Consider the following 19,633-nt stretch of genomic DNA (forward strand, 5'->3'; position numbering starts at 1 on the left):
ATTTGATAGTTGTTCTAATCAATTATTGGACTAGGCTTAATATTAATGTTTTGAGATATTTAACAATACCCAGGTTAAATTATGATTAATTTATATGAATTTTATTCGGATTGTGTTGTTGAGGAGTTTAATGATCTTCATTTTGTTATTAAAACCATTCAATCTATTACTGATATAGAATGGTACTCTCTCTTTTACTCTTCAACTAAAAATAATATTAAAGAGGGAAACTTCATTACCAATAATGATCAATTAGCCTTAAAATATCAAAAAGAAAAATATATCAATAACAATCCCGTTTTTGAATATTGCATAAAAAACACTATCCCTTTCATATGGGATTGCAACAAACTAGAAAAAAAATCACTTTTTTTCCATAAAATTAAAGATTATGGAATAAACCATGGCATATCTTTTCCTATGCATGGTATTAATCATGAGTTTGGCATTTTAACTTTATCTTTTTGTTGCAAAGAAGAGGGTTATATAAGGACAATAAATAGAAATTTCAATCAATTAATGGCATTAAGAGATATAATACTACATTATTTAATTATTTTAAAAAACAAAAAAAACAATATTAAATTAAGTGAAAGAGAAAAAGAAGTTTGCTCTTGGTATTTAATTGGAAAAACAACATGGGAAATATCACGCATACTGAATTGCTCAGAAGCAAATATTAACTTTCATTTTAAAAGAATTAGAGAAAAATTTAATGTTAACTCTAGAGGTGCAGCCATAATAAAGGCCATTGAAAATGGCCAAATAGAATTATGAAGCCTTGTTTTACTATCAAATCTGATAGTTGTGATATAAAAAAAATAATGAAAAACTCTACCCGGAAGTGAATAAGAAACAATTTAATTTCAATTAGAATACTTTAATTTAAATTAAGTGAGGATTTTATGAAAAAGCCTATCGTAGGTTTGCTCCTTAGTATTGCCTTTTTTTCAGCAAATACTTTTGCTTTCACGCAAACGGGAAATGAAACCGATGTACAAAATGATATTGCTAATACATTAACCCAACAATATAATAATACCGTTAAAGATTGTGGTGATACTCAATCACCTGCTTTCCTTTGCTCTGGAGTTATATTGCGTGGCACTATACATTCAAATGATTATAAATTTTGGCAACCTAGCCCATCATCCATAAAAAGTGGTGGTGTTTCTTTTTCCTATTTAAGGAAAGACGCTAAGTTTAAACGCTTAGCTTATGGATATAAAAATGGATTTATTGTTTTCCCCAAACATATAGCACCTAAAAATAGAGTCGATTTTTCTGTATTGTGTGCATTTCCTATTGATGGCTATACAGATGAGAGAGCGAATCAAGGTTGTGGTGAAAATATTACTAAGGCGAAAGGTAAAGGTAAATCTTGCCAAGAACAAAATGTGATGAATTCCGATGATTGGATAAAAAATTATAGGAAAGTAAACTCTCAAGATCTTTTTCAATGTGGATTTAATGTTACTAAAGATGTAAATAATCCAGCTATAGCTTTCTATCAAATGTTAGAAAGTATCAAAAAACTTCCACGTACTCCTAATACTCCACCAAAACAGAATGAAATCAGAATTTCAACCTGGAAAGAAAATGATCCTGATAAATTACCTATTGAAGCCCTTTTTTATTCAGAAAATTCAGGTTTAGCTGATGCACAAAAAGATCAGCGTGATTATAAAAACGCAACAGGTAAATTTTTGCCTATTGTTAAAATGCTACTAGCAAGAACTTTAAATGAGGATACATTATTCAAATTTAATATTGAAGATCAAGTTATTAAGTCATAAACGATTATTGGATTACTGTAAGCTCTATTTTTCATACTGAGCTTACCTGTAATCCACCTTCGCCCTTCGTGATGAAACAGAACTCCACTTTGACATCCTCGCCCCCCAAAGGAGGGCGAGGATCCTTACTATGTTCAGACCGGAGTCTGAATCATTTCGGTAGGTTCCTGCTTCACCGGACGGCTTGACTGTACCGTTCCTTCTCCACAGATAAGCACAGCATGTCCTGCCGCTAAAATATTACGAGCGCCGTTTATTATGGCATTCAACTGCTACCTTCAATGGGCTGAAGCGACTGTGCAGCTTCCTTTGCTCAACGCGGCTATCAGACTGAGAACCAGAGACGGTGGCCCAATATTTCTGAGTCGCTCCATAAAGCCACAGCTACGGGCGGGTTTTTCAAGAAAAGTGTCGCTGAAGAATTGTATTAACTGAGGTTTTGTGGAGATAATTGTCATCGGCTTTATTCTCTACTCTCGGTATTTTGTTTGGCGACAATTATCAGATCATAAATAAAGCCTTTTTTCTATCTAAAATAACAGGTTGCTGCTAAAGATCCTGTTTATGATTCCTTGCTAAAAATTTACAAATAATTTCAGACGAAAAATATAAGGTCCTATCCCATTAATAATGATACCGACAAGAAAGAATGATCGTCCGCTCATCTTCCACTTTATAGATCAACCTATGCTCATCAGTAATACAACGTGACCAATAGCCCGTGAGATTATGTTTCAATGGCTCAGGTTTACCAAAACCCCGAAATGGCGTACTTTCTATATCTTTAAGAAGCTCATTAATCCGCTTAACGAGCCTCTTATCATTTTGTTGCCAGTAAAGATAATCTTGCCAGAGTTCATCAGTAAAGATCTTATACATCTAACTGTCTTTCTTGTGAATTTCCATTACTCACCTGCTCTAATGATTTGAGCAAATGCTTAGCGTTAGCCGGTGAACGTAGCAGATAGGCGGTCTCTTCAAGGCTTGCATATTCCGCACTCGAAATAATGACACAATCTCCACCATTTTGTCTGGTGATCAATATTGGTACACAATCCTGAACAGCTTGATCCATAATAGAAGCAAGATTTGCCTTTGCAACACTATATGTTGTCCTCCGCATAATATATCCTTTTCTCGTGTTAATAATACCGAATCTAATAACGATACAATCTCAGAATAAATATCTATGCGCCATCCGTGGCATACTCTCTTTATTTTTATGACTATCGCAAGCCATCCATTTAATTAAGCAGTAGCATCTGAAATTAATTGAGTTACCGGGGCATCCTGCCCAAATCCTCTCAGCCCAACCACGTGCACATGCTCGTGATTTTTAAACACCTTACGCACCAATTTATAGGTGGTCCCTTTTTCAGGGCTGATATTTTCCGGGGCAGCGATAATTAACTGCATTTGCAGGCGTTCGCATAGTTCAAATAGAGTGGCAATGGATTTAGCATCCAGACGCGCCGCTTCATCGAGGAATAGCAACCGACAAGGTGAGATATCTTTACCACGCAGACGGCGGGACTCTTCTTCCCAACTCTGTACCACCATCACCAATATCGACATGCCGGTACCGATCGCTTCACCGGTAGACAGCGCCCCACTCTCTGCTTTCAGCCAGCCATCCGATCCACGGTTAACTTCAACATCCAGTTCCAAGTAGTTACGGTAATCCAACAACTCTTCGCCGATGGTTTGCGGCAAGCGCTGCCCCATATCCACCTGCGGATTCAGGCGTTGATAAAGTTTTGCCATTGCCTCAGAGAAGGTCAATCGCTGGCTATTAAACAGGTCCTGATGTTGTTCCTGCTGTTCAGAAAGTACATCCAGCAATATTGCATGGCTTTCACGCACATTCACATTTAACCGCACACCACGGACTTGTCCGAAGGAAACAGCTTGCAGCCCTTGGTTCAGCATGCGGATTCGGTTCTGCTCACGCTGAATGGTTTTGCGGATAATATTCGCTACACTCTTCGAGCTAATCGCTAATTTCTGTTCACGGGCCGTCAGCTCTTCCGTCAGACGGGCCAGCTCAATTTCCATCTGTTCAATCGCGTCAACCGGATCGTCAGTACGGATAATATCCTGACGAATGCGTTCACGCAGATGCTGATAAACAGCAATAAAGAACTGTACTTTGCGTTCAGGCCGTTTGGGATCTTCCGACAAACGCAGCGCATCACGCAGATGTTCGTTATCAGCCACCGCCAGACGCAACGCACCCAACGCTTTATCCGACATGGAACGTAACGCACCACCCTCCATATAAGCCAACTCACGACGATGCAAACGACGCTCAACACCATTGTCTTTCACCATGCGCATTACCGCGCACCAACCCGCTTTAGCCGAAACCACTTGTTCACGGATCTGATGATAATCGCGTTCCAGTTTACGCAGTTTTTTCTGCACGCTTTCCATTTCCGCTTCACAGAAGGCGATCTGCTTCTCAAGCTGATTGACTCTGGAACGGTTAACGCTGAGTGCTTCATGCAGTCGATCACGACGCTCGCGGGCACGAATTTCAGCATTCGCATCCGCCTGAACACCGATATCTTTCATCTCCTGTTGCAACTCTTTCAGCATATCCTGCTTGGTTTCGTAAGAGCTTTTCAGGGATGCCAGCACCTGATTAAATTGGGAATACTGCGCTTGCTGTTGACGAAGTTGTTCACGGGCACGGCTGCGATCCGATTCCGCATGTTCCAGACGCCGACGCAGTTTGTCATTCAGATCCGCATTTTCACTGAGCATACCCGCAGAATCACTGTAGCTGAAATGCGCACGCCGCTGTACAACTTCCACCAGCGCGAAAGCCTGTTGTTTAGCCTGATGCTGACTGTGTTTGGCGGTTTCATAATCCTGCTGTAACTGTTCATGTTGCTGTGGATCGCTTTGCAGAACCGCAACCATAGGTTCCAGTTTCGTCAGCGCCGAACCATGTTGTTGCAGGAAACGCGCCGCTTCCTGCGCTTCGTCCAGCTCTTCGCGCACTTCTTCTACGCGATCAATTAAAGTTTCATCCAATAACAGACTGATTTGAGGGATCAGACGGTTTAATGTCGTCAGGCTTTCTTTCGCCTGTGCATACTGCTGGCGCTGCTGTTGAGTCTGATCTTCAAACCGGGACACTTCACGTTCCAGTTCCGTGTGACGCTGTCTCCGTTCACGGATTTCGGCTTCCGGATCGGTATCAAATGCAACAGACAGATGTTTACCAACAAACTGACTGTACGCCTGATGAGCACGCTGTATTTTCTGTACATCAAACGAGAGCGTGGCATAACGCTCTGCCAAGGCATCACGCTCCAGATTCAAGGCTTCTAAACGGTTTTCTCTGGCAGCACGACCAAACAGCGGCAATTCAGGGTAACGGGAGTAACGCCATTGGCGGTCAGACGATTTAACCAGCACTGCATTGGTCTGCTCTTCGGCATTAAATACGCTGTCATCAAAGGATTGTGGATCCCCTTCAATTAAGTAGAGATCTTCCGGACAATCTTCCAGCGTTTCAAGATGCGGACGGACCAGAGAAAGATCCGGCACCACAATGCCGTGACGCGCCGGTCCATACAGGGCCGAGAAATACGGCGCATCATCAATGGTGATATCGTCATAAATTTCTGACAGCAAAACCCCGCCGAAACGTTCTGCCAACGCAATCATCCGGCTGTCTTCCGCGCCGCTTGGTTGGCTGAGGCGCTCAATCTGTTTTTCCAGCTCACGTTTTTGTGCCGCAACTTCATCACGCTCTACCGTGGCTTCACGCTCACGCTCAAGCAGCTGCTGCATATATTCCGTCACGTCATTGCTGCTTGCCAACGTTTCACCACTCTGTTCACACAGTTGGTTCAGGGTATCCTGCGCCGCCAGCCAGATCGGTGCGCGGGCCGTCAGTGACTGAATTTTTTGTTTCAGTTGTTCAAGTTCCTGACGCATCTCCATGCGGCGTTCACCGCTTTCATTGACTCTCAGGCTCAACGCTTCTTGCCGGGCTTCAAGTTCATTTTGCAACGCTTCCAGATCTTCAGCCTGATACTGACGCCCCTGGCGCTGACAAAATTCGCCCAATAAACGCTCTGCGTTCTGCTGGTTGTTCAGCCGCTGTTCCAGTTCAGACAACCGCATCCGCAATGGCTGCACCCGATCCGCCAGGTGTCGCTGTGACGGCCAGTCACGCAGCAATTCGCGGGCACTCTGCCATGCTTCACTGCGGCTGGTTTCGCCAACGATATTTTTAACCAGTTGATATGCCTGTTCGAACTGATGATGCGCCGCGTCCGCAACACTTAATTTCTGCTCCAGCGCCAACAGGGATTCTGTCGCCTGCTGCTCTTTAGCCTGAAAGGTTTCCAGCCACGCTTCTGCGTTATCAACGGAAAGATCCGGTAGCCGGCAAAGCTCACGGGCGCGTTCCAGCGCTTGTAATGCCTGTTGATACTGAATAGCCCGGGTTTGTTGAACATCCAGTGCCTGCTGGTAATCCGCCAACTGGCTTTTCAGTTCATCCACTTCCTGTTCCGTCGCCTCCGCTCTGGCTTCATATTCAGCCTGAAGCTCTCCTGCTTCTCCGACAACGTCTGTTTGTTCCTCCAAACGGTAAGACAGCTCTTCCAGATCTACCTGATAACGGTCGATTTTTTCCTGCTGGCGCATAGCGGTCTGCACCAGGTTCAAGTGGTCACTGGCCGCCTGATGATCCGCCTCCAAATCGGAAGAGGCGCCACTCTGTTCAGCCAGCTCACGGGCCATTTCAACATGGCGATACCGCTCAGTTGCCAGTTGTTTACAGCTGCCAAACAGTTCACTACGCAATGCTAACGCTTCATCCAGATGAGTACGGCGCTCATTGGCATGACGCATATAGTCGGCAGAAACGTAAGAAGTTGCTTCGGTGATCAAATGTTTGAACAGATCGCGGTCAGATTGGGTTACCCGAATGGCTTCCAGCGTTATCCGGTTTTCACGCAATGCAGCTTCCATATCCTGAAATGCCTTGCGGACACCGCTGTTTTCCGGCAACAGGTAATCGCGCAGGGAGCGGGTAATCGCACTGGAGATACCACCGTACAGGGAAGCTTCGATCAAGCGATAGAATTTACTGCGATCACCGGCTGAACGCAGGCGTTTGGGGATCACGCCCAAATCGAACATCTGCGCATGATAATCCGTGATGGAGTTAAATTGTTTGAACTGCACGCCTTCCATTTCATCAAGGCGATCTTTCAGTTCATTCAGCGGCAATACACGCGCCTGTCTTTCACCCACATTTTCAGTCAGTAATTGAGTCGGCTGGATAGCCGTCGGCAGCCCTTGGATCATAAAGGGTTTGATATCAACTTTTCGGTCACGGCCCGCCACTTGTTGCAATCTCACCCCAGCCACCACCCGCTGATGACGAGAGTTAATTACATCCAAGGTTGAGTAACAGACTCCCGCGCGTAATTTACCGTGTAATCCTTTATCACGGGAACCGGAAGTGGCACCGGCTTCGGTGGTGTTACGGAAATGGAGCAGCGTCAAATCAGGAATAAGCGCTGTGACAAATGCCGCCATAGTGGTGGATTTACCCGCGCCATTGCCGCCTGATAAGGTGGTCACCAGTTCATCAAGATCAAAAGTTCTGGCAAAAAAACCATTCCAGTTAACCAGCGTCAGCGAACAAAATTTACCGCGTTCAATCATGGTTGTTCATCTCCCGCACCCTCTGCTGAGTTATCCGGTGTTTCATCATTTTCACTGTCATCAAGCGACAAGCTGCCTTCAACCGGCATTGCCTCACCATCACGGATCATCCTCAGTTGTACTTCACGAGGATCGTCGCCACTGCGTACATCAGCACCAAAACGGAATACCGCCTCGGTGATGGTAAATTTGTTGTTGTCATTCGGCAGAAAATAGACCATGCCCAAGCGGCGCAGACGATTCAGCGTCGTGCGCATTTTTTCTTGTAATTTCTGTTTATCCAGATCCGAACCAGAAGAACGCTGGTTGACAAACTTCATCAGTTTGCCCTCATCAGCCAGTGAGAGCAGTTCTTCATACAGTTCCTGAGAGGTAAAAATCCCCTGATTAGCCAGCCGTTCCGGGCTAAGATAGAGATAACAGAGGATTTTACCTACCATCATATCCAGCTCTGATAATACCGAACGCGGGATCAATGTGGTTGAACGAGGCCGCAGATAGAAGAAGCCTTCCGGTGCACGGATCAACTCCACATTATAGCGGGCGTAAAATTCTTCCAATTGCTCCTGAAAATCCATCAGAAAAGCATGATTATCAAGATCATCTATCCCGATATGACGGCCCGCGCGAAGCTGGCTGTCCAGTTCCGGGAAAAGTGAATTGGCTAACGCCTGTGCCAGTTTAATCGGCATAAATTGTTCAATATGTGTCGATGACATGTGCCTGTACCTTGGCTCCGTAATCATTAATCGCTAACCATTCCGCTGGCAACCCAGAGAAATCCGCTTCTGCAATACCCAACCGCACAGCCTGATCCACCAAAATACGCGCCACATCAAAGTGACGGGGAAGCGGATGTTGAGCAAGGTAGTCTCTTAGCACCGCCCCCAAATCCAGTGGGCGTTGTTCCTGCTGATATACCAACAGGGCTTTTTCAATCATCGCTGCCAGTTGCTCGTTTATTTCACTGAATTCTTCATATTCCAGTTCTGACGGCAGTTCGCCGGTCACTTCTTCATTACGTAACGCCAGTTCTTGATCACGCATATCCAGTAAACGCTCTGCGTTGGCAACGGTGAGGGTCCACGGGTTATCAAAATAGTGTTGCACTGATTGACGTAAGCGCTGAGAGAAAATACGGTTTTTATCCATATCAATCGCAGTACGGATAAATTTGTGAACGTGGCGGTCGTAGCCAATCCATAAGTCAATCGCCTGCTGACCCCAACTGATAATACGGTCCAGTTTGCTTTGCAGATCAAATACCAGTTTATCAACCAGCTCTGATCCGCCACTGCCCATATTCGCATCCTGAATACGCAGCAAATTGGCCTGTAGTTTATCTCCGGCCGCTTCCAGTGTGTCTTGCAGCTCCCGCAATGTCCCTGATGTTTCTGATAACAGCTGTTCACAGTTGGCAATCGCGGCTTGCCAGTCTTGATTCAGCAACGCCGCGATATCTTCTTTAACGAAGTTTTGCTGTTCGTCCATCAAGCGTTGGGACATATCAATGCTATCGAAGATTTCCGCGACAGAATATTTCAGCGGCGCAAAGACGTTGCGATGCCAATGAAATTCATCGCCCCCTTCTTCCGCCGCCTCTGCTGCCCGGTGCAGCTCATTCGCCACAATCGAAAGCTGCATAGAGAGGCGTAAGGTAGAAAATTCCCGCTGGCGAATGTAGTAGTCACTGATACTGATGCCAAGCGGTGTTAAGCGATAGATTGCGTTGCCATCAGCCAGCTCACTGGTAAAACGGTTAAGCAGTTTCTGGCGCACCATGTCATTGATGGCATTGTTAGCCCGTGCCGCGACGGATTCCGCAGTTTGTTCGAATCCTTTGCAAACTTCACGAAAAGCATCAATCAGCTCCCCTTCGCTCATCTCACCATCAAGACGCTCGCTGTTTAATACCGAGATAGCCATCAGAAAAGCCAGCCTTTCCACCGGCAAGGAGATGGAAAAATCATTTTTCCTGGCCCAAGACACCAGTTCCGGGATAGTCTGGGAATATTCACTCATAATACATCCTTTAACGCTGGCTTGCGTGCCATTACATGAATGTAACGCCCCAAACTGATATAAGGCTCCTGTCGGCAATAACGCTGCTCTAATTCCAGCAACGCCGGAAAGTTTTCGCTCTGTAATTGGCGACTTTGCAAATAGTCGTGAAAAACACGTACACCGGTTTTACCGGTAATCACCATATTTAATTCATCAAGCCATTGATATACCTGTTCAGGCACCAACGGATTCTGAGGAGACAGTGAACGTTTTCTGCGACGCGGCATATTGGGTGTCGCCAAATGAAAATTACCTAAAATAGCATTACGCATGACCAAACCATTGGCATTGTAAAACATTAAAGACAGAGCACCGCCAGGATTAATGATATTCGTTAATACTTCTATTGCATATTTCTGATCGGTAATCCATTCCAGTACTGCATGAAACAATACCAGATCTACCGGCTGTTCTATATATTGGTTAATTTCCTGTACCGGGCTTGGTATAAATTGCATATTTTGACTGACACCTTTTTCTTTGGCGGTCAGCTTTGCCCGTTGGATCATTTCTTCTGATAAATCGCAAAGTATCACCTGATGACCCAGTTCAGCTAATTGACATGCCATATTCCCTTCACCGCCACCCGCATCTAAAATACGTAGTGGACGTCGTGGTAATTGAGCCAGTAATTCGCTGATATCCTGCCAGACAACGGCTTGCCTGATTTTACCTTTGGTTGTGCCGTAAATATTACGAGAGAATTTGTCTGCAATATCATCGAAATTGCGATCCCGCATGAAAAACTGCCTCACTAATGGAATAGATCTGATTTATCTGTTGAGATTTCATTATGCCAGCTGCTATTTTGGCACAGCATTCATTGACATAACCACTTTTGACTACAAATCGTGGGCCATATGGCTATAATTCAATCAAATTAAGGCAAATAAATGCTATTTTTATTTAAAAAGTACCTTGGTGCAATGGTAATGCCTCTGCCATTAATATTACTGATTTCACTTGCTGCCTTATTCCTGTTGTGGTTTACCCGTTGGCAAAAAACAGGGAAAACGGTTCTGACGTTCAGTTGGCTTGCTCTGCTTCTGCTCAGTCTGCACCCCATTGCCGATAAACTACTGTTACCATTGGAATCGGTTTACGCTAAAGCCTACCAACCTGATCCCGGTAATATCAATCCACCGGTTGATTATATCGTCGTTCTTGGTGGTGGCTTCACTTATAACCCAAATTGGGCACCCAGTTCAAACCTGTTCAACAACAGTTTGCCGCGGGTAACAGAAGGCATCCGTTTATATCGCCTCAACCCCGGCGCTAAAATGGTCTTTACCGGTGGTCAGGGAGTGAATACTAAAAGCAACGCGGAAGTCGCCGCTATAGTAGCACAATCTCTGGGAGTGCCCGCAGAAGATACTATCGCACTGACAAAACCCATGGATACAGAACAAGAAGCACATGAAGTTGAAAAATTGATTGGCAAGCGCTCTTTTATTTTGGTCACTTCCGCCAATCATATGCAGCGGGCAATAACTTTCTTTAAACAACGTGGATTGAACCCTATTCCCGGCCCGGCAAATCAATTGGCGATCACGTCCTCTTTACATCCCTGGGAAAAATACCTGCCATCCGCTTACTTTCTGTCTCATTCGGAACGAGTATGGTATGAAACTTTAGGTACTATCTGGCAACGTATTAAACCATCGAAAAGTTCAGAGCACCCACAAACATCAGAACATGCTCAACCGGTAAATGATCCGCAAACCACGCCTTGAAATAACATGGAGAAACGAAGGCGCAAATAGTAATAACATGACGCGCTTTCGTTAACCCAAAAATGAGCTCAAATAAGTCATTAGATTTCAGCAAAAACTTTCCTGACCGCAGCTAAATCTTCTGGCGTATCAACCCCCGCTCCCGGCGCTTTTAGTGCAATACCAACATGGATCTTCTCGCCGTACCAAAGTACCCGCAATTGTTCCAGCATTTCAATTTGCTCTAACGGGCTTGGCTCCCATTGCACATAACGACGGATAAAACCCGCGCGGTAGGCATAAATACCAATATGGCGCAGGAAATTATCACCAATCATGTTCCGTGATTGCATAAAACGGTCACGTTCCCAGGGGATCGTCGCTCTGGAGAAATAGAGTGCATAACCCTGTTTATCCATCACTACTTTCACCGCATTGGGGTTAAAGGCTTCTTCCGCGTCACGGATTTTCACCGCCAACGTTGCCATGCCAGCCTGGCAAGCCGCCAGATTCGCTGCGACTTGTTGAATAATTTCTTCAGGAATTAATGGTTCATCACCCTGAACATTGACAATAATTTCATCATCGGAGAGTTGATATTTTTCAATAACTTCTGCTAACCGTTCAGTACCAGAATGATGATTCTCGTTGGTCAGACAAGCCTCACCACCCGCAGCCACAACCGCATCAGCAACATCGTGATTATCAGTTGCCACAATAACCCGTTCAGCACCGGAACGCATGGCGCGCTCCATAACCCGCACAATCATTGGCTTACCATGAATATCAGCTAATGGTTTACCGGGTAAACGGGTAGAAGCAAAGCGGGCAGGAATAATAACGGTGAACATACCTTATTTTCCCTCATCCAGAGGTAATTCACGGGCTTCGTGGTCTAACAGAACGGGAATACCATCACGTACAGGGAATGCCAGTCGATCCAACTTACAGATAAGTTCAGAATTCTCTTTATCGTAACTGAGCTTGCCGTTACATACAGGGCAAGCAATAATTTCGAGTAAACGGTGATCCATATACATCCTCCAGTTATGGAGCTTTCATTTGATGCGGCTCAGAATAACATAAGCCTGGTGTCACCGTTAACTCTTGTTATTTGATCTTTCGATCCTTTTCCCAATCTCATTCACAAGAATCCAGATAGAGGAAATGCGAAGGTTCAGAATCATCTCAGTAGATGTTATGCTTTTGTCTGAGAGTCGATTTAGCTCTCTCTTTAATCATAAAGAGCGACAAATAAAATAATCTAATGAAATGAAGTCTTAAAATGCAATGACATCGGTTGCAGTTAAGCTATAACCGTTGCGAGTAATTGAAAATTCTACATTTTGCCCTTCTGTGAGTGATTTGCTTTTTGTATTAGCAATCGCTTTTCTTCTGACCAATATGTCTTGTCCCCCATCTTGTGGAGAAATAAAACCATATCCTTTATTCTCATCAAACCATTTCACTCGGCCCATCTTTAATTGTAATGTCATGATAAATCCCCCATTTGTTCATCTCACAATAATTCAATTTATTGTTTTTGATGTTTTTTACCCTTGATTAAGTTTTCGAATAGAACCTCGTCTCAGTTTCAATACGTTAAAATACACTTAATTCGAGTAGCACATTTGTTTAAGTCATGGATACAAACAACAAGTATCCTGCCGACATTGCCGATGACTGAACCAAGTTCATACAACGGTTGTTCATCTACAATGCATCGTTTTAATATCATTTAACAATGATAAAAAATCAAATAAATCTGGAATAATGACTGAAATTTTATGAATTGGTAAGAGAAGAACGGCTTGATAAGGAAGCAGATAGAACAACCTCCTTGCTCGCTATCAGCTCACATTGGGCTGCTTTAGTTCAACTGTGAAATTTACTTAAACTTTTTATTTGCTTCCAATAATGAACCTATTTCATTCAGCATTACCTGCCCTTTTTCCTGTGGTAATTGGGCATCTACCGGTAAATACCACCAATTTGTCCGGGCAAATTTAAAGCACTTAACGGCATCTTTTTCCGTCATGAGTAAATTCTGGTTTGTCTCAGCCAGATGACTCAACTGCTCTTCGGTGTACATTTGATGATCGGCAAATGCATACTCTTTTTGCACGTCAGCCCCCAGCTGTTGCAGGGTAGCAAAGAACCGTGGTGGATGCCCGATTCCTGCCATAGCAATAGCATGAGGTATGCGATTCACTGGCCGTTTTTCACCGCTGACCATATTCACCGCCAGCCTGCCGGCTAATGTCATTGATAATTCGCCTGATTGAGGAGTACCGCCGTTGGTAATAACGGCATTAACCCTATTCAACCGCCCGGATAACTCACGCATCGGACCAGCCGGAAGCCACCAGCCATTACCAAAACGGCGTACGCCATCAATGACCACGATTTCAAAATCCCGTTGCAAAGCATAATGCTGTAGACCATCGTCAGTCACGATAATATCCAATGGCGTATCTGCCAGTAACGCTTTTACCGCTTCAACCCGTTTTGGCGCAACCGCCACAGGTGCGCCAGTACGACGATGGATCAACACAGGTTCATCACCGGCCTGAGCCGTAGTGATCTTGTCAGTCACCAACAAAGGATAATTTTCTGCTTTACCGCCATAGCCACGGGACACAACACCAACCCGGTAACCTTTTTTCTGCAACTGTTCCACCAGCCAGATAACAACCGGAGTTTTTCCATTACCTCCGGCAGTCAGATTACCCACCACCACAACAGGTACAGGCGCTTTCCAGGATTGACTCAACCCTGCGTTATAACTCAATCGCCGTAAGCCACTTATCAGCCCATAAAGGGCTGAAAAAGGTAATAACAGCCAATAAAGCCATGAACGGCCTGACCATATGCGTTCAATCATTGCCCAAATTGCATCCGATGTAGTTGTGAGTAAACCCCATTGTTCTCCAGCAAAGAGAGATGGTTACCTCGTTCAACAATATGCCCGTCTTCAATAACCAGAATTTCATCCGCTTTTTCAATAGTTGAAAGACGATGGGCGATAACCAGTGAAGTTCTATTTTTCTGCAATTCATCCAACGCAGCCTGAATTGCCCGCTCAGATTCCGTATCCAATGCTGAAGTCGCCTCATCAAGAATCAGAATCGGAGAATCACGCAATAAGGCACGCGCGATAGCAATACGCTGGCGCTGCCCCCCTGAAAGCAGAACACCATTTTCACCGATCATGGTATCCAAGCCGTTATCCAACTTCCTGATGAAGTCCATTGCATAGGCCATCTCAGCCGCCTTCTCAATCTCTCCGCGGCTGTATTGGTTTTCACTGGCATAAGCAATATTGTTCGCTACCGTGTCGTTAAATAAATGGACATTCTGCGATACCAGAGCCACCTGGCTACGCAAAGAGGAAAGGGTATATTGCCGTAAATCATGCTCATCAAGCAAAATACTGCCTGCGTTGATATCATAAAAACGGGTCATTAAATTGGCTATTGTGGATTTACCAGAACCCGATCGCCCTACCAAAGCAACCGTTTTTCCGGCTGGGATATACATGGAAATATTTTGTAACGCCGGCAGTTCTTTGGTCGGGTAGCAGAAAGAGACATCACGGAACTCAATATCCCCTTTCGCTTTCTTAAGTTCCAATTTGCCGTCATCTTTTTCCTGTTCCATATCCAGAATAGCAAACAGCGTCTGACAGGCAGCCATACCACGCTGGAATTGTGCGTTAACATTAGTCAAAGATTTCAATGGACGCATCAGCGCAATCATTGATGAGAATACGACGGTAATTTTACCGGCGGTCAGTGTTTCCATAATATCCGGAAAGCTTGCCGCGTACAGTACAAAAGCCAAAGCAAACGAAGCAATAAGCTGAATAATCGGATCAGAAATTGATGAAGCGGAAACCATCTTCATGCCTTGCTGACGCATACGGTTACTGACTGTATTAAAGCGCTCAACTTCGACTTTCTGCCCGCCGAAAATCAGCACTTCTTTGTGCCCTTTCAGCATCTGCTCCGCACTGGAGGTGACTTGCCCCATGCTGTTCTGCATACTTTTGCTGATACTGCGAAACCGACCCGATACCACGCGAATAACTATTGACACAATTGGGGCAATGACAATCAGGATCAGAGATAGCTGCCAGCTATAGCAGAACATCAGGATAAACAGGCCGATGATTGACGCCCCTTCCCTGACAACGGTAATCAGTGCACTGGAGGAGGAGGAGGCCACCTGCTCAGAATCATAAGTAATGCGGGAAAGCAGAGTCCCGGTAGATTGCTGATCAAAAAAGGATACCGGCATCCCCATCATATGGCTGAACAGACGACGGCGCATCTGCATAACCACCTTACCGGAGACCCAGGAGATACAGTAACTTGATACAAACCCGGATAACCCACGCATAATCATCAAAGCAATGACAACCATTGGCATCCATTTCAGTACATCATTGCTTGCTTTGCCGAAACCCTCATCAAGTAAAGGCTTAAGCAATGAAAGCATTAATGTATCACCGGCAGCATTGATGATCAGTGCAACCGCAGCAACTATTAGCCCAATCTTAAACGGAACGATGATTGGCCATAGTCGGCGAAAGGTCTGCCAGGTAGAAAGGTCTTTATCATTCATTATTGAGTTACCAACACCAAAAAGAAATAGCGGGTTATTCTACTCATGATCACCACGAATACCAAACCACTGATGATACCAACGTGACATAATTTGTTGCCTGTAGCCCATAACTTCAACATAATCGCCATAAAAATAAGCGGTTATCTGCCCGGACACTGCGGTAGTACGCCATTTTGCACCGGCCTGACGATAACGCCGCTGCACCTTAACCGAAGGGAGCCGCCACGGGCTATAGCGTGCAACAGAGGCCAATGCATATTGCGGTGCCACGGTATGAATAAAAGCGGCCGTAGATGATGTGTTACTACCATGATGTGGAACTTGCAATATCGTCGATCTTAAATGCTCTTTTTCTATTCCCAGCAGCTTATATTCCCCCTGTTTTTCCAGATCCCCGGTCAAAAGCAGGCTATATTGACCATCATCTACACGAATGACACAAGATTCATTGTTACCCGCACGTAATGATCTTGCCGGCGGCCATAATACACGGAAGCTCAACCCCTGCCAGCGCCACTGTTCACCGCGTATACAGGGAAGATGTTCACTGTTAATTAAAGGACTTCTGACAGTAATATCAGGATATTTCTGTTGTAAGAATACCAACCCGCCCGTATGGTCAAGGTGATCATGACTGATAATAATCTGCTCCGGCGTTAATCTGTGCCAACGCAAATAAGGGATTATCACCCTCTCAGCCATATTGCCGGTTTCCCAACGGTTACCGGTATCAAAAATCAGCGCCTTGCCCTCTTTTTCAATGATAACAGCCAGCCCATGCCCAACATCCAGCATAGAAAACCGCCATAGATATTCTTCGGCGCGCCTCAGATAACAGAGCATGACCCCTAAAGAAATGCCAATCAGCAATTTGTATGATTGCCACCAGGCGAATCGCCAGATAATGAGACTAAACCAAGCAATAAATGTGATTAGTAGAGGAAAACGGCCAGTTTCACGCCATGACTGTTGCAAAACTGGCAAAGGGATCAAAGAGAAGGTCACAGAGTAATCGACTAATTGCCATAATAAAGCCTGAATAAGAGGGCAAAAAGTGCTTATTAATGCCAGCATAATCAATGGCACAGTGATAAAAGAGATGATTGGCACGGCCCAGAAGTTAGCAAATAAAGCGGCAAAATTAACGCCATGAAATAATAATAGCTGGAGGGGAATAAGCATCAGCATCATGCCCATTTGCAGATATAACCCACGTAGCCATAGCCATTTCCAGCCATAACGAAATGGTTCAGTCAGCGGTGCCCAGTAGAACCAGAACATCAAAGCCATCACAGCAAAGAAGGAGAGCCAGAAGCTATCAGAAAGCACGGTCAGGGGATCAAATAAGAGAATAATTGCCGCTGTCCACAATGCCCACTGCCAAGGAAAACACAGGATATTTCTGTAGCGTAAATAGAGCCAGAGAGTTAAGCCAAGTAATGCGCGAATAGCCGGAATTCCCCAACCCGATAGCCAGACATAATTCATTGCCACTATCCAGCCGGTAATCAGTGGGAATTTGTGCCCTATCCAACGTACAGGAAAGAAGAGTTGCAATACCCTTGCCATTCCCCAACCAAACAGGCTGGCAATGGTAATATGCAACCCTGAAATTGCCATAAGGTGAGCAGTACCTGTCTGTTGTAATAATAAGTTATCCTCCTTACTTAGCCATTGACGCTCACCGAATGCCAATGCCATTGCAATGCCACTGTGTTTTAACTCACGCATAGCCGGAGCAATATTAGTGACCAGTTGCTGGCGTAAATTACATTTCTCGTTAATCAATTCAGCATGAATCACTTTCCCTGTTAGAGGCTGGCGGATAGCCAATGCCCTGCGCTGGCTATCATAACCAGCTTGATTTAGCTGACTATGAACTGGCCGTAATTTCATTTTTAGCCGCCATTTTTGACCAGCACACAGAGATTCAGGTGAAATATTCCAATAAGCAGAGATATACAGTGGCGGGAAAATAATTTTATTTTCATCTGCAATAATACGCAGAAGAACCCGGTTTTTTCCTTCACTTTCTTTATCACCCAATGACAAACTTTCAACAATGACCCGTGATAAGTGCTCTTTCTCACTGAAATAGATTATTTGTTCCAGCAGATGATTCCCCTGCCAGCATCCAATAAGAAATGCCAGCAACGAAATTGATACCATCCGGCAAAGACAAGATGGCAAAAACAAACAGAATAAAGCCAGTAATATCAATGCAATAATTTGCTGTTTTTGCGGTAATTCAGGCAAAAAAAGCAAGGGTATAATACCGGCAATAATGGCTATCGCAGCCTGATTCACGCTGATTACCGGAACAGGCTGTTTCCAATTTATCGTTATTCTGTTTATCAAGACTGCAAGCCACATCCTTGTTTATCCCATCCTTACTCTTTTATTTTACCCAACAAAGTATTCCTTATTATTTAAAAGGCAGCCAGAGGCATCGGAAAAATTATCAAACACCTTCGCAGATTAATTTTAAGCTAAAAATAATTTCATAGAAAAATGCGATCAACTTCGCAAATGGTCATACGTTGACATATTATTTTTTATCTTTATATTCAGTACGGATATCGAATAAAAAACACTACCAGCCCATACTTGTACTACAGACACAAACACGCAATCCAGGCTATCAATAAGTTATATTATCCATTTATTATTACCATTAAATATCTTGTTTCTGAAATCATTAGTAAATGCTGTAAAGTATCGTATGCAAAATAAAAAATCATTACCATCAGGTATTATCTATATTATTGGATACTAACTTGGAGGAATTACATCAATCACTATCTAATTTTTGTGAACAATATCGCATTGATTAAACATGAAGAAGACTATATTACACTTTCCATTCTATTTTCATGTGGAAAATCATCAAAAATCATGTTAAATACAGACAAGGTGGTTTTTATGAAAAATGAAATAATTATATCTGATTCTTTACAAGAAAATGATCTCACTAGACTATTTAATGATGAAGCGTTAGCAATTCATGTAAAAAAATATGTTGATAGTCCTATTTCAGACAAGCTCTCTGATTTTTTCCTCTCGCATGAAAATCTGGAACTTCATGCACATGATTTGAAAAAAGGAGACAAAACTATTTTTGTGGATTATGGCGTTGATAGAGTTGGTATATCTTACAACACGACGTTTGGAAAACCCAAAGATAGCGACAGTTATAAAAAATATTTTGAGAACGTGTTACCCGCAATAAGAAATGTCAGAAACTTCTGTGCTCCCATGTTGTCCCCTTTCGATAAATTTCGTTTAGAGTTAGATGAAATATGGTCCTTTGGAGCCAGTATTGCAAACTTCGAAGGTAAAAAGATGCATGTTGGTATCGCCAGGGTGATGAAAAGGCCTGAACGCTCTTTTATGGTTGAAAAACAACCTCATTTTGATGGCCTTCAACAGCAATCTGTCAATTTGTTGGGGCAATTCTCGGTGAATATATATATCAAAATGCCTGTAAATGGAGGAGAGCTGGAACTGTGGGATGTTCCTATGATTCCTATCACCGAGTTAATCGAAGATAATGCAGAAAATGATTGGCGAGGCACTCTTCCTCCATCCATTCTTATTAAACCAGAACAAGGAGATTTGATCATAATAAATACCAGGAAACCCCATGCCATTCGTAGTTTTTCCGATGGGTGTAGAATATCGTTACAAAGTTTCATTGGATTATCACTAAATAAACATCTCATGCTATGGAATTAA

17 protein-coding genes and 1 pseudogene are annotated in these 19,633 nt (G+C 43.9%); 4 read left to right on the forward strand and 14 right to left on the reverse strand.

Annotated elements, in window-relative coordinates; genetic code table 11:
* Positions 1-81 precede the first annotated feature (81 nt).
* Positions 82-777, forward strand: coding sequence for a LuxR C-terminal-related transcriptional regulator (locus tag ACGF7G_RS02920; protein ID WP_133814562.1), 696 nt, complete (start codon positions 82-84; stop codon positions 775-777).
* 128 nt (positions 778-905) lie between these two features.
* Positions 906-1,796 carry an N-acyl homoserine lactonase gene (locus tag ACGF7G_RS02925; RefSeq protein ID WP_387463432.1) on the forward strand — a complete coding sequence of 297 codons (891 nt, stop codon included), beginning with the start codon at positions 906-908 and terminating at the stop codon, positions 1,794-1,796.
* A gap of 134 nt (positions 1,797-1,930) precedes the next feature.
* Here the strand turns inward: ACGF7G_RS02925 and ACGF7G_RS02930 are convergent.
* The 8 genes and pseudogenes from ACGF7G_RS02930 to cmoM all read right to left on the reverse strand — a co-directional run.
* Positions 1,931-2,062 (reverse strand): annotated as a pseudogene (locus tag ACGF7G_RS02930) (RNA-guided endonuclease TnpB family protein); the annotation flags it as partial.
* Between the two features lie 12 nt (positions 2,063-2,074).
* Complete coding sequence (locus tag ACGF7G_RS02935) at positions 2,075-2,254, reverse strand: hypothetical protein (protein WP_133814560.1); 180 nt, start codon at positions 2,252-2,254, stop codon at positions 2,075-2,077.
* Positions 2,255-2,420: 166 nt separating this feature from the next.
* The gene (locus ACGF7G_RS02940) at positions 2,421-2,675 is read right to left on the reverse strand and encodes a Txe/YoeB family addiction module toxin (protein ID WP_387463434.1); all 255 of its coding nucleotides are present in this window, start codon (positions 2,673-2,675) and stop codon (positions 2,421-2,423) included.
* Positions 2,668-2,919 carry a type II toxin-antitoxin system prevent-host-death family antitoxin gene (locus tag ACGF7G_RS02945; protein WP_387463436.1) on the reverse strand — a complete coding sequence of 84 codons (252 nt, stop codon included), beginning with the start codon at positions 2,917-2,919 and terminating at the stop codon, positions 2,668-2,670. Before ACGF7G_RS02945 ends, ACGF7G_RS02940 begins: the two co-directional genes overlap by 8 nt.
* Before the next feature lie 125 nt (positions 2,920-3,044).
* Positions 3,045-7,493, reverse strand: a complete 4,449-nt coding sequence (gene mukB / locus ACGF7G_RS02950; protein WP_387463437.1) for a chromosome partition protein MukB — start codon at positions 7,491-7,493, stop codon at positions 3,045-3,047.
* A complete protein-coding gene (gene mukE, locus ACGF7G_RS02955) occupies positions 7,490-8,212 on the reverse strand; it encodes a chromosome partition protein MukE (RefSeq protein WP_387463439.1) in 723 nt (240 codons plus the stop codon). The genes mukB and mukE overlap by 4 nt, the downstream gene beginning before the upstream one ends.
* Positions 8,193-9,515: a chromosome partition protein MukF gene (mukF, locus tag ACGF7G_RS02960; RefSeq protein ID WP_133814555.1), complete on the reverse strand. Its 1,323-nt coding sequence runs from the start codon at positions 9,513-9,515 to the stop codon at positions 8,193-8,195. Before mukF ends, mukE begins: the two co-directional genes overlap by 20 nt.
* Positions 9,512-10,297: a tRNA uridine 5-oxyacetic acid(34) methyltransferase CmoM gene (gene cmoM, locus ACGF7G_RS02965; RefSeq protein WP_387463441.1), complete on the reverse strand. Its 786-nt coding sequence runs from the start codon at positions 10,295-10,297 to the stop codon at positions 9,512-9,514. The genes mukF and cmoM overlap by 4 nt, the downstream gene beginning before the upstream one ends.
* Before the next feature lie 153 nt (positions 10,298-10,450).
* On the opposite strand from cmoM, the gene elyC reads away from it, so the two are divergent.
* Entirely contained in the window at positions 10,451-11,290 is an 840-nt protein-coding gene (elyC, locus tag ACGF7G_RS02970; RefSeq protein ID WP_387463443.1) for an envelope biogenesis factor ElyC, read from the forward strand.
* 80 nt (positions 11,291-11,370) lie between these two features.
* On the opposite strand, the gene kdsB is transcribed toward elyC, so the two are convergent.
* The 6 genes from kdsB to ACGF7G_RS03000 form a co-directional block, all read right to left on the reverse strand.
* Entirely contained in the window at positions 11,371-12,120 is a 750-nt protein-coding gene (gene kdsB, locus ACGF7G_RS02975; RefSeq protein WP_387463444.1) for a 3-deoxy-manno-octulosonate cytidylyltransferase, read from the reverse strand.
* A 3-nt stretch (positions 12,121-12,123) separates the two neighbouring features.
* A complete protein-coding gene (locus ACGF7G_RS02980; RefSeq protein ID WP_133814551.1) occupies positions 12,124-12,303 on the reverse strand; it encodes a Trm112 family protein in 180 nt (59 codons plus the stop codon).
* A 246-nt stretch (positions 12,304-12,549) separates the two neighbouring features.
* On the reverse strand, positions 12,550-12,765 hold the full coding sequence (locus ACGF7G_RS02985; protein ID WP_021325185.1) for a cold-shock protein: 216 nt from the start codon (positions 12,763-12,765) through the stop codon (positions 12,550-12,552).
* Between the two features lie 392 nt (positions 12,766-13,157).
* The gene (lpxK, locus tag ACGF7G_RS02990; RefSeq protein ID WP_387463447.1) at positions 13,158-14,153 is read right to left on the reverse strand and encodes a tetraacyldisaccharide 4'-kinase; all 996 of its coding nucleotides are present in this window, start codon (positions 14,151-14,153) and stop codon (positions 13,158-13,160) included.
* Positions 14,150-15,898, reverse strand: a complete 1,749-nt coding sequence (gene msbA / locus ACGF7G_RS02995; protein ID WP_387463587.1) for a lipid A ABC transporter ATP-binding protein/permease MsbA — start codon at positions 15,896-15,898, stop codon at positions 14,150-14,152. The genes lpxK and msbA overlap by 4 nt, the downstream gene beginning before the upstream one ends.
* Positions 15,899-15,934: 36 nt before the next feature.
* Entirely contained in the window at positions 15,935-18,271 is a 2,337-nt protein-coding gene (locus ACGF7G_RS03000) for a ComEC family protein (protein ID WP_387463449.1), read from the reverse strand.
* A gap of 549 nt (positions 18,272-18,820) precedes the next feature.
* Between ACGF7G_RS03000 and ACGF7G_RS03005 the strand changes: the two genes are divergently transcribed.
* Entirely contained in the window at positions 18,821-19,633 is an 813-nt protein-coding gene (locus ACGF7G_RS03005; protein ID WP_387463451.1) for a 2OG-Fe(II) oxygenase, read from the forward strand.

The sequence above is a fragment of the Photorhabdus sp. RM323S genome, from assembly GCF_042879375.1.
Taxonomy (GTDB): domain Bacteria; phylum Pseudomonadota; class Gammaproteobacteria; order Enterobacterales; family Enterobacteriaceae; genus Photorhabdus; species Photorhabdus tasmaniensis.